Origin of the sequence: Streptomyces sp. NPDC028722, from assembly GCF_040637655.1 — a bacterium.
In the GTDB taxonomy this organism is placed as follows: domain Bacteria; phylum Actinomycetota; class Actinomycetes; order Streptomycetales; family Streptomycetaceae; genus Streptomyces.
In genome coordinates this window covers 34,243-45,573 of sequence record NZ_JBEZWU010000032.1, presented here as the reverse complement: position 1 = coordinate 45,573, position 11,331 = coordinate 34,243, and the positions used below count along the sequence as shown (strand labels likewise).

10 protein-coding genes are annotated in these 11,331 nt (G+C 74.7%); 9 read left to right on the top strand and 1 reads right to left on the bottom strand.

Going from position 1 to position 11,331, the window contains the following annotated elements; all coding sequences use genetic code 11:
- The first annotated feature begins 52 nt into the window (after positions 1 to 52).
- The 8 genes from AB0F03_RS32730 to AB0F03_RS32695 all read left to right on the top strand — a co-directional run bounded on the left by AB0F03_RS32730 (position 53) and on the right by AB0F03_RS32695 (position 8,904).
- On the top strand, positions 53 to 976 hold the full coding sequence (locus AB0F03_RS32730) for an alpha/beta hydrolase (protein WP_361998729.1): 924 nt from the start codon (positions 53 to 55) through the stop codon (positions 974 to 976).
- Between the two features lie 159 nt (positions 977 to 1,135).
- The gene (locus AB0F03_RS32725) at positions 1,136 to 2,182 is read left to right on the top strand and encodes an alpha/beta hydrolase (protein WP_361998727.1); all 1,047 of its coding nucleotides are present in this window, start codon (positions 1,136 to 1,138) and stop codon (positions 2,180 to 2,182) included.
- Positions 2,175 to 3,431 (top strand): acyltransferase, encoded by a 1,257-nt coding sequence (locus tag AB0F03_RS32720; protein ID WP_361998725.1) that lies wholly within the window; start codon positions 2,175 to 2,177, stop codon positions 3,429 to 3,431. The genes AB0F03_RS32725 and AB0F03_RS32720 overlap by 8 nt, the downstream gene beginning before the upstream one ends.
- A 10-nt stretch (positions 3,432 to 3,441) precedes the next feature.
- Positions 3,442 to 4,821, top strand: a complete 1,380-nt coding sequence (locus tag AB0F03_RS32715) for a sensor histidine kinase (protein WP_361998722.1) — start codon at positions 3,442 to 3,444, stop codon at positions 4,819 to 4,821.
- On the top strand, positions 4,818 to 5,501 hold the full coding sequence (locus AB0F03_RS32710) for a response regulator transcription factor (protein WP_361998719.1): 684 nt from the start codon (positions 4,818 to 4,820) through the stop codon (positions 5,499 to 5,501). The genes AB0F03_RS32715 and AB0F03_RS32710 overlap by 4 nt, the downstream gene beginning before the upstream one ends.
- Before the next feature lie 123 nt (positions 5,502 to 5,624).
- Positions 5,625 to 6,947, top strand: coding sequence for a histidine kinase (locus AB0F03_RS32705; RefSeq protein ID WP_361998832.1), 1,323 nt, complete (start codon positions 5,625 to 5,627; stop codon positions 6,945 to 6,947).
- Entirely contained in the window at positions 6,944 to 7,609 is a 666-nt protein-coding gene (locus AB0F03_RS32700; protein ID WP_361998717.1) for a response regulator transcription factor, read from the top strand. Before AB0F03_RS32705 ends, AB0F03_RS32700 begins: the two co-directional genes overlap by 4 nt.
- Positions 7,610 to 7,683: 74 nt before the next feature.
- The gene (locus AB0F03_RS32695; protein WP_361998714.1) at positions 7,684 to 8,904 is read left to right on the top strand and encodes a cytochrome P450; all 1,221 of its coding nucleotides are present in this window, start codon (positions 7,684 to 7,686) and stop codon (positions 8,902 to 8,904) included.
- A 49-nt stretch (positions 8,905 to 8,953) separates the two neighbouring features.
- Here the strand turns inward: AB0F03_RS32695 and AB0F03_RS32690 are convergent, their stop codons facing one another.
- Positions 8,954 to 9,826 carry a diacylglycerol kinase gene (locus AB0F03_RS32690; protein WP_361998712.1) on the bottom strand — a complete coding sequence of 291 codons (873 nt, stop codon included), beginning with the start codon at positions 9,824 to 9,826 and terminating at the stop codon, positions 8,954 to 8,956.
- 196 nt (positions 9,827 to 10,022) lie between these two features.
- Between AB0F03_RS32690 and AB0F03_RS32685 the strand changes: the two genes are divergently transcribed.
- On the top strand, positions 10,023 to 11,306 hold the full coding sequence (locus tag AB0F03_RS32685) for an adenylosuccinate synthase (protein ID WP_361998710.1): 1,284 nt from the start codon (positions 10,023 to 10,025) through the stop codon (positions 11,304 to 11,306).
- The last annotated feature ends 25 nt before the right edge of the window (positions 11,307 to 11,331 follow it).

Sequence of the window (11,331 nt, the reverse complement as noted above, 5' to 3'; positions counted from 1 at the left end):
GGCCGCCCCGCCCGGTCTGCCGATGCCGTTGTTGTCGCTGGGAGGTTGGAGCATGCCGGACGACGCCGCCGCAGCCCGCGCGGCCGCCGAGGAGGAGTCGGCCTTCTCGCACCCCCCGGTCGGCCCCGACGCCACCGCCGCCTACGGTGACCACCCCGACCAGGTGATCGACTTCTACGCCCCGCGCCCCGGCACGGAGTCCGCCGCTTCCCCGGCCCCCCTGGTCGTCGTCCTGCACGGCGGCGCCTGGCGCGCCCGCCACGACCGCCGTCACATCACCCCCTTCGCGGACCACCTGGCCCGCAGGGGTTTCGCGGTGGCCAACGTCGAGTACCGGCGCGGCGGCCGGCCCCTGATCCCCGGACAGGGCGACGGGACGCGCGAGCCGCACGCCGGGGCCGGGGACACGCCTCCCGCCGGCCGCTGGCCCGACACCCTCGACGACGTCGCGGCGGCCCTGGACGCCCTCCCCGTCCTCGTCCGCGAGGCGCTGCCGCAGGCGGACGCGGGCCGTACGGTCCTGACCGGCCACTCGGCGGGCGGGCACCTGGCCCTGTGGGCGGCGGCCCGTCATGTGCTTCCCGCCGACGCCCCCTGGCGCACCGACGGGCCGGCGGCGCTGCGCGGTGTCGTCGCGCTCGCGCCGATCGCGGACCTGGAGGTGGCCGAGAAGCTCGGCGTCTGCGGGCACGCGTCCCGGCAACTCCTCGGCGGGCACGATGTGTTCGCGGAGCGCCGGGCCTACGCGGACCCCGTCCTGCTCCTCCCGACGGGCATCGCCACGACCCTGGTCCAGGGCCGGGCGGACCTGGTCGTACCGCCGGCGGTCGCCGAGTCGTACGCCGAGGCCGCGGCGAAGGCGGGGGAGACGGCCGGGCTGACGCTCCTGGCGGACGTGGGCCACTTCCCGCTGATCGACCCGGCGGCGGACGCCTGCGCGGTCGTGGCGGAGGAGATCGCCCAACTCGCCTGGTGACACACCCGCTTCCCCCGTAGGGGCCGGCCCGGGTCATACCCGTAGTACCTGAGAGCTACGGCGCGGAACAGCTCCCCGGCGGGACGCCGACGACGGTCCCGACCTCCTAACTTCCTTGTCGGACAAGCCCGATGGCCGGGCCCCGAAAGGAAGCCACCCATGGGGCAACCCCGCACCGACGTCCCGCACCTGCCGGTCCCCGGTCCCGCCGACGCCCCACGGCCGCAGCGACCGGCCCGGCGCCCGACAGCACGGCGCGCCGGGCGTCGTCTCCTGCTCCCCCTGCTGCTCACCGCCGGGCTCGTCGTCCCCCTCGCCGGGGCGGCCCGGCCGGGGATCCCCGCCCCGGCACCCGCTGCCCTCGGCCGCCTCACACCGGCCGCCCTTCCGTCCGCGTACGAGGCGAACCGGGCCGACGCCGCCGAGGCGGCCCGGATGGCCGCCGCGCACGGGGACGCGCACCGGGCCGGCGCCGACCGGGCCCTGGCGGCGCGCTCCCGCCGGCTCCTCTCCTTCGACGGCCGCGGTCCCGGCCTGGCCACGGAGGTCCTCGGCGACCTGGCGCACGCCGACCGGGTGGCGGTCCTGGTGCCCGGCTCGGACACCTCCCTGGACACCTACGCCCGCTTCCACCGGGCCGCGGCGGCCCTGTACGGGGACCTCGGGCACCGCGCCCCCGCCGGCACCCGCGCCGCCGTCGTCGCCTGGCTCGGCTACCGCACGCCGGAGACGGTCAGCACCGCGGTGGCGACCCCGGCCCGCGCCGGACAGGCGGCGCCCCGGCTGCGCGCGCTCGTACGACAGCTGCACACGCTCGCCCCCGCCCGGGCCCGCGTCTCCCTCCTCTGCCACTCCTACGGCTCGGTGGTCTGCGCCCGCGCCGCCGCGGGCCTGGACGTCGACGACATCGCCCTCGTCGGCAGCCCCGGCACCGGCGCCGACACGGTCGCCGGCCTGCACACCTCCGCCCGCGTCTGGGCGGCCCGCGGCAGCCGCGACTGGGTGGCGCACGTCCCGCACGTCCGCGCCGACCTCCTGTTCACCACCATCGGCTTCGGCCCCGACCCGGTCTCCCGCGCCTTCGGCGCCCGGGTCTTCGACGCCGCCCGCGCCGACCACAGCGGCTACTTCCGCCCGGGCTCGGCCGCCCTCGCCAACCTGGCCCGGATCACCCTCGGCAGGGCACCGGAGGTGTCCCGTGGCTGAGCCGTCCCCGAGCGCCCGTGCCCCGCGTCGCGCACCGCACGCGATCCGCCGGGCCGCCCGGCGCGTGGACGCGGCCACCCCCGCCTCCCGCGACCGGGCGGTGGACGCCCTGCGGGCCCTCGCCATCCTCGGTGTCGTCCTCGGCCACTGGCTGGTCACCGCCCTGGTCCCGGAGGACGGCGCACTGCACACGGCGAGCCCGTTGCAGCACCTGCCGGGGCTGGCCCCGGTGTCCTGGGTGTTCCAGACGCTGGCCGTGTTCTTCCTGGTCGGCGGCCATGTGGCGACCCGCGGCCACGCCTCGGCCCGCGCCCGTGGCGTGCCGTACGGCGCCTGGCTGCGCGCCCGTCTGGGCCGCCTGCTCCGGCCGGCCGCCGCCCTGCTCGGCCTGTGGACGGTGGCGGCCACGGCCCTGCTGCTGTCCGGCACCTCCCTCCTCACCGTCCACACGCTGGTGAAACTCGCCCTGTCCCCCCTGTGGTTCCTGCTGGTCTTCGCCGCCCTGACGGCCGCGACCCCGCTGGTCGCCCGCCTCCACCCGCTGTGGCCGCTGGCCGTGGTCCTGCACGTCGACATCCTCCGCTTCGGGCTGCACCTCGGCCCGTCCTGGCTGGGCTGGGTGAACGTGGCGGCGGGCTGGCTGGTCCCGTACACCCTGGGCGCGGCCTGGGCCCGCGGCGAGCTGGAGAGCCGCCGCGCCGCCCTGGCCCTGCTGGCGGGCGGTACGGCGGCCACGGTCGCGCTCGTGGTGTGGGCGGGCTATCCCGCGTCCATGGTCGGCGTGCCGGGTGCTGCGGTCTCCAACCTCGACCCGCCGACGCTGGCGGCCGTCACCTTCGGCGTGGCCCAGTGCGGCCTGGCCCTGCTGCTGCGCGACCGGCTGCGCTCCGCGATGCGCCGGCCGGTCGCGTGGGCGGCGGTGGCCCTGGTCAACCTGTCCGCGATGACGGTCTTCCTGTGGCACCAGACGGCGCTGATGGTGACGACGGTCACCGCGCTCCAGGCCGGCCGCCTGCCCGGTCTGCACACGCTGCCCGACGGGCCGGCCTGGGTGGCGGCCCGCCTCCTGTGGCTCCCGGTCTTCGCCCTGGTCCTGTTCCTGTGCCGGGCCGCGTTCCGCTCCCTGGAGGAAGGGACCCGCCGTCCCCGCCCGCGGCCGGGCACACCGGCCGGGCGGGCCCGCCCGCGGGTGGTGCGGGTGCGCCGGGACCCGGACCGGGGGGCCACGGGGGTGGTGCGCCGTGTCTAAGGTGGGGCGCGTGACGGGAACGGGGGGCCGCCGGGTGTTCGTGGTGCTCACGGGCTGGATCCGGCGCTGGCTGCGGGTCCTGCGCGACGACCTGTGGACCGTACGGCCCGATCCGCTGCCCGCCTCCGTGTGGCTGCGCTGGCTGCCGCACGGCGTGCTGTGCCTGGCCGCGTTCGGGGTGACGTTCGGCGGCGTGGCACAGCTCGGCAGCGACGGGAACCTGGCTCCCTGGCCGGCCTTCGTGATCGGTCTCGCGTCGGGCGGCCCGGTCGTCCTCGCACTGTGGCGGCCCGTCGCGGGCTGGTGGCTGTCCCTGGCCGGGACGCTGGTGGGAGCGGTCGAGGTCCACGGGCGGCTGGGCAGCGTGTCCGGGCCGGCGTTCACCTGGCCCTGGACCGTGGCCGGCATCATCGCCCACCTCCTCGTCCTGCTGCTGCTCGCCCTGCGGGTGCGCACCGGGGCGGCGGTCGGGGCGCTGGCCCTGACCGCGCTGCTCACCTACCTCCTGGAGGCCGGGTGGGGCGGGGCGCACCACGAGCCCACCGGGGTCGTCGCGGTGGTGCTGTCCACGGTCGTCGTGGTGCTCGGCAGCGCCCTGCGCGGCCGTCGGGAGGCACGCGCCCAGCTCGTCGAGCAGACCACCCTCACCGCCGAGGAACGGGCCCGCCGCACCCTGCTGGAGGAGCGCAACCGCATCGCGCGGGAGCTGCACGACGTGGTCGCCCACCACATGTCGGTCATCTCCATCCAGGCGCAGGTGGCCCCGCACCTCGTCGAGCAGCCGTCGCGGGAGCTGGTCGAGAACCTCGCGGGCATCCGGCAGAACGCGCTGGAGGCGCTCACCGAGCTGCGCCGGGTGCTCGGTGTGCTGCGTTCGGAGAACCCCGAGGACCCGTACGGGCTGGGACATCCCGGCACCGGGGCGGCGCCCCACGCCCCGCAGCCCACGCTCGACCGGCTCGACGCGCTGATCGAGAACACCCGCGCGGCGGGCCTGGACGTGACCGGCGAGGTGACGGGCAAGGCCCGGCCCTACGCTCCCGGGGTGGAGCTGTCGGCGTACCGGATCGTGCAGGAGGCGCTGAGCAACGCCCTGCGGCACGCCCCCGGGTCCCGGGTGCGGGTGGAGGTCGCGCACCTCCGGAGCGGTGTGCGCCTGGACGTGACCAACTCCCGGCCGCGGCACCCCGGCCCGCCCTCCGCGGGCGCCGGGCACGGGCTGCTCGGCATGCGCGAGCGGGCGGCGATGCTCGGCGGCACCGTCACGGCGGCCGGGACCCCGGCCGGCGGTTTCACCGTGGCGGCCTTCCTCCCCCGGGACGGCACGCCGTCCGCGCTCCCGCCCGGCCCGGCCCCGCCCCCGACCCCGTCAGGAGAACCGATCGCATGACGAGCGGCACCAGCGGCACCATTCGCGTACTCGTCGCCGACGACCAGCAGATGGTCCGGCAGGGCTTCACCGTGCTGCTCGACACCCAGCCGGACATCGACGTGGTCGGACAGGCGGTGGACGGCCGGGACGCGATCGCCAGGGTCGCCGAACTGTCCCCGGACGTCGTCCTGATGGACATCCGCATGCCCGAACTGGGCGGCATCGAGGCGACCCGCCGTGTCACCGCGGACCACCCGGGCATCAGGGTCCTGATGCTGACCACCTTCGACCTGGACGAGTACGTGTACGAGGCGCTGCGCGCGGGGGCCTCCGGGTTCCTGCTCAAGGACGCCTCCGCCGACCAGCTCGCCGAGGCGGTCCGGGTCGTGGCGGCCGGCGACGCGCTGCTGGCCCCCGGCATCACGCGCCGGCTGATAGCGGAGTTCTCCCGGCTGGACGGCTCCCCGCGGCTCCCGCTCCGGCAACGCGTGGGCGAACTGACCGAGCGGGAGACGGAGGTGCTGGCGCTGATCGCCCAGGGCCTGTCGAACGCGGAGATCGCCGGACGGCTGGTCGTGGCCGAGCAGACCGTGAAGACACATGTGGGCCGGATCCTGCTGAAACTGGGCCTCAGGGACCGCACCCAGGCAGCGGTCTTCGCCTACGAATCCGGCCTGGTCCGCCCCTCCACCCACTGACCCGCGCCCCCCACCCTCCGTAGTACTTCCGGCGGACGCCGAACGCCCGTCTCACTGCTGACGACCGCGGTCCCGCCTGCGCCTACCGTTCTGTTCGTGACCGAGACGACGCACACACAGCCGATGAGGCCGTCCGTGTCCGGCAGGCCCCGCAGTCCGGAGTTCCGGCTGGCCGTGGATGCTCTGCGCGGGCTGTGGCAGGACCTGTTCCACGACGCCTTCGCCTACCGTCCGCTGGCCCCCGCGGCCGGGGGCGGCCCGCTGACCCGCCGTCTGTCGGGCCGGCCCCGGGCGTACGCGGTCTGGACACCGCACGCGCTGGTGGTGGCCGGCGCGCTGGTGGCGCTGCTCGTCGGAACGGTGAACACGGCCGTGGGCGGGCCCTCCGTCTTCGGTGGACTGCTCGCCGCGGCCCCGGTCCTGCTGACGCTGGTGCGCCCGGTCGGCGCGTTCTGGGTGTCGCTCCTGGCGACCGGCGTGGCCGACGTCGTCGGCAGCAGCCGCTGGGGCAGCTGGCCGTGGCTGCCGGGCAGCTTCCTGTCCCATCTGCTGGTGCTCACGATCGTGGCGGCCCGCACCCGCCCGCGCACGGCGGCCTGGATGTGGGCGCTGACCGGCCTGTACGGGGTGTGGACCGACGGACTCTTCGGCTGGGAGCACGACGGCACCGACGTGGGCCCGATGCTGGTCCTCTCCGCGCTGGCCCTGCTGGTCGTCGCCGTCCGGCACATCCGCCGGCAGGCGCAGCGGGAGGTGTCCGCGCAGCGGACGGTCACCGCGGTGGAGCGTTCACGGCGCACACTGCTGGAGGAGCGCACGACCATCGCCCGCGAGCTGCACGACGTGGTCGCCCATCACATGTCGGTGGTGGCCATCCAGGCGGAGGCCGCGCCCTACCGGGTGGAGAATCCGCCGCCGGAGCTGGAGAAGGCCTTCGTCACCATCCGGGAGAACGCGGTGGCGGCCCTGACCGAGCTGCGCCGCGTGCTGGGCGTCGTACGCGCGGAGGACTACGAGGCGCCGGACGCCCCGCAGCCCACCCTCGCCGACCTGGACGGGCTGCTCGCCAACGTGCGGGCGGCCGGCCCGGACGTGAGCAGGACGGTGACCGGCGCGGTGCGGGAACTGCCGCAGGGCGTGGAGCTGTCGGCGTACCGGATCGTGCAGGAGGCGCTGAGCAACACGCTGCGGCACGCGCCGGGCGCGGACGCGCGGGTCGAGATTGCGTACGTCCTCGGCGGCCTGGGCCTGCGCGTCGTCAACGACCCGCCGCCCGCCCCGCACCTGGTCAAGCCCTCGCCCGGCGCCGGGCACGGCATCACGGGCATGCGGGAGCGCGTCGCCATGCTGAACGGCGAGATGACGGCGGGCCCGACGGACGGCGGAGGGTACGAGGTGACGGTGTTCCTGCCGGTGCCGGCCGCCGTGCACGAGGACGAGGCATGACCATTCGCGTGCTGATCGCCGACGACCAGATGATGGTGCGCGAGGGCTTCTCGGTCCTGCTGAACGCGATGCCGGACATCGAGGTCGTCGGCGAGGCCGTCAACGGCCGGGAGGCGGTCGGCCAGGTGCGGCGGCTCGCCCCGGACGTGGTGCTGATGGACATCCGCATGCCGGAGCTGAACGGCATCGAGGCGACCCGCGAGATCGTGGCCGCGGACGCGGCGGCGAAGGTCCTGGTGCTGACCACGTTCGACCTCGACGAGTACGTGTACCAGGCGCTGCGGGCCGGGGCCTCCGGCTTCCTGCTGAAGGACGCCTCGGCCCGGCAGCTGGCCGACGGCGTCCGGGTGGTGGCGTCCGGCGAGGCCCTCCTCGCGCCCACGGTCACCCGACGGCTGATCACCGAGTTCTCCCGGCTGTCCGAGGCACCGCGCCTGATGCCGGCGGCGCAGGCGGCGTTCGGAGAGCTGACGGAACGCGAGACGGAGGTGCTGGTCCTGATCGCCCAGGGCCTGTCCAACGCGGAGATCGCCGGGCGGCTGGTCGTGGCGGAGTCGACGATCAAGACCCATGTGAGCCGCGTCCTGGTCAAACTGGGCCTGAGGGACCGCACCCAGGCGGCGGTGTTCGCCTACGAGGCGCGGCTGGTGACGCCCGGCTGACGCGGCCGCGATCCCGCGCCCGGCCGGAGAACGGCACCCTGGCCGGACGCGGTGCCACACGTTAGCGTCCCCGCATGGCAGGCCTCACCGATCTCGCTTTCGACCCCTGGGACCCGGCGTTCGTCGCGGACCCGTACCCGGCCTACGCGCAGATGCGGGCGCGCGGCCGGGTGATCCGGTACGAGCCGACCGACCAGTGGCTCGTCCCGCACCACGCGGACGTCTCGGCGCTGCTGCGCGACCGCCGCCTCGGCCGCACCTACCGGCACCGTTTCTCGCACGAGGAGTTCGGCCGGAGCGCGCCCCCGCCGGAGCACGAGCCGTTCCACACCCTCAACGACCACGGGATGCTCGACCTGGAGCCGCCGGACCACACCCGGATCAGGCGTCTGGTGTCGAAGGCGTTCACCCCGCGCACGGTGGAGCGGCTCAAGCCGTACGTGCGCCGGCTGGCGGACGACCTGGTCGCCGGGCTCGTCCGGGAGGGCGGCGGCGATCTGCTGACGGACGTGGCGGAACCACTGCCGGTCGCGGTGATCGCCGAGATGCTGGGCATCCCGGAGGCGGACCGGGCGCAGCTGCGCCCCTGGTCGGCGGCCATCTGCGGGATGTACGAGCTGAACCCGCCGGGGGAGACGGCGGCCCGGGCGGTACGGGCGTCGGTGGAGTTCTCCGACTACCTGCGGGAACTGATCGCGGCCCGCCGCGACAGGCCGGGGGAGGACCTGGTCTCCGGGCTGATCGCGGCCCACGACGAGGGCGACCGCCTCACCGAACAGGAGATGATCTCCACCGCCGTCCTGCTGCTCAACGCCGGCCACGAGGCCACGGTCAACGCCACGGTGAACGGCTGGTGGGCCCTGTTCCGCGACCCCGGCCGGCTGGCGGACCTGCGCGCCGACCACCGTCTGGTCCCCGCCGCGGTCGAGGAGCTGCTGCGCTACGACACCCCGCTCCAGCTCTTCGAACGCTGGGTCCTGGACGACATCGAGATCGACGGCACCACGATCCCCCGGGGCTCGGAGATCGCCCTGCTCTTCGGCTCCGCCAACCATGACCCGGCCGTCTTCGCCGACCCCGGCCGCCTGGACCTCACCCGCGCGGACAACCCGCACGTCTCCTTCAGCGCCGGCATCCACTACTGCATCGGCGCCCCGCTGGCCCGCATCGAGCTGGCCGCGTCCCTGTCGGCGCTGCTCCGGCAGGCCCCCACGCTGGCCCTGGCGGCGGAACCGGAACGCAAGCCGGGCTTCGTGATCCGGGGCCTGCGGGGGCTGAGCGTGGAGATCGGCTGACCGCGCCGGCGCGACGCGGCACACCGGGGCGGGACGGGGCCGGCGCGGGTCAGAGGTCCGTCATCGCCGCCGGACCCCCGGTGACGGCGCGGCGGGGCAGCACCAGCCCCCACGCCCCCTCCTCCACCCGCCACGTCCGCCGCCGTACCGGCCCCGCCACCGCCGTGTCCGCCCGGTAGCGGAAGTCCGCCCCGGTGACCGTCACCGTGTGGCCGGAGGTCAGCAGCGGGGTCGCCGCCGCGCCCACCGACAGCGGGCGGACCTCCACCTCCGCCATCCCGCGGGAGCCGGGGGTCACCGAGACCGTCTCCACCGGCTGGTCCAGGTCCACGAGCGTCGCGCCGTCGACCTCCACCCTCAGCCGGGTGGGCCCCGGGGAGGGCACGGCGGGGAGCCGGAGCGGACGCGTGGCCAGGGGACGGACCAGGGAGCGGTACCAGGGCCGGCCCAGCAGGACGTGCACCGGCTGGGCGGCGGCCACCCGCACCGGCGCCGAAGGGATGCCCAGCGTGCCCAGCACCACCCCGTCGCTGTCGTCCACCAGCAGGTCCAGCCGCCGCTCCGCGCCGTCCAGCACGGCCCGCGCCGCCGCCACCGTCCCGGCGGGCACCCCGAGGGACTCGGCGAGCGCGCTGTCCCCCACCGGCACCACCGACAGCGCACACCCGGCCAGCTCCCGGTGCCGGTGCAGCAGGGTGACGGTGCGCACCAGAGCCCGGCCGTCACCGATCACGACCGGCCGCCGGGACCCCCTTCGGCCCAGTGCGCGGGCGAATTCCTCCGGCCCCTCCGGTAGACACACCTTGGCCGCCGCACCCGCGCTGAGCACGTCTTTCGCGATCCGCACGGACTCTCCGTCCGTCTGCCGTGCCGCCGGATCGATGATCACCAGCAGCTGATCGGACGTCGCGAAAGTCGCCACCTCGGTCCTGCCTCGCTTCCTCGGGTAGCATCTTTGTGCAAGAGCCCCTTGCGCTATTGCGCCAGGGGCTTCGTCTATTCCGGGGCATCCGGTCCGACGGTCGGCGACCAACGGCGGTCGCTGTGGCACGCGGCGGTGAACCTTACGCCCACGCCCCCGACCTTGGACATGCCCCGCCCGGAAGGGGTGTACGCGCGTGCCCGCACTTGTGCTGCTCGGTGCTCAGTGGGGTGACGAAGGCAAGGGAAAGGCGACGGACCTGCTCGGTGGCTCCGTCGACTATGTGGTGCGATACCAGGGTGGCAACAACGCCGGCCACACGGTGGTCGTCGGCGACCAGAAGTACGCACTCCACCTCCTTCCTTCCGGAATCCTGTCGCCCGGCTGTACGCCGGTCATCGGCAACGGTGTCGTCGTCGACCCGTCGGTGCTGCTCTCCGAGCTGAGCGGTCTGAACGAGCGTGGCGTTGACACGTCCAAGCTCCTGATCAGCGGTAACGCGCACATCATCACGCCGTACAACGTGACCGTCGACAAGGTGACGGAACGCTTCCTCGGCAAGCGCAAGATCGGTACCACCGGCCGCGGTATCGGCCCGACCTACGCCGACAAGATCAACCGCGTGGGCATCCGGGTCCAGGACCTGTACGACGAGTCGATCCTCACCCAGAAGGTGGAGGCGGCCCTCGACGCCAAGAACCAGATCCTCACCAAGCTCTACAACCGGCGGGCCATCGCCGTCGACCAGGTCGTCGAGGAGCTGCTGACGTACGCGGAGAAGCTCGCGCCGTACGTCGCCGACACCGTCCTGGTGCTGAACCAGGCGCTGGAGGACGACAAGGTCGTCCTGTTCGAGGGCGGCCAGGGCACCCTCCTGGACATCGACCACGGCACGTACCCCTTCGTCACCTCCTCCAACCCGACCGCGGGCGGCGCCTGCACCGGCGCCGGCGTGGGCCCGACGAAGATCAGCCGCGTGATCGGCATCCTCAAGGCCTACACGACCCGTGTCGGCGCCGGCCCGTTCCCGACGGAGCTGCTCGACGCGGACGGCGAGGCGCTGCGCCGCATCGGCGGCGAGCGGGGCGTCACCACCGGCCGTGACCGCCGCTGCGGCTGGTTCGACGCGGTCATCGCCCGTTACGCGACCCGCGTCAACGGCCTGACCGACTTCTTCCTCACCAAGCTGGACGTCCTGACCGGCTGGGAGCAGATCCCGGTCTGTGTGGCGTACGAGATCGACGGCAAGCGCGTCGAGGAACTCCCGTACTCCCAGAGCGACTTCCACCACGCGAAGCCGGTCTACGAGACCCTGCCGGGCTGGTCCGAGGACATCACCGGGGCGAAGTCCTTCTCCGACCTGCCCAAGAACGCCCAGAACTACGTCAAGGCCCTGGAGGAGATGTCCGGCGCCCCGATCTCCGCGATCGGCGTGGGCCCGGGCCGCGACGAGACGATCGAGATCAACTCGTTCCTCTAGCCGCCTCGCGGCAGCGCCCGCCGTC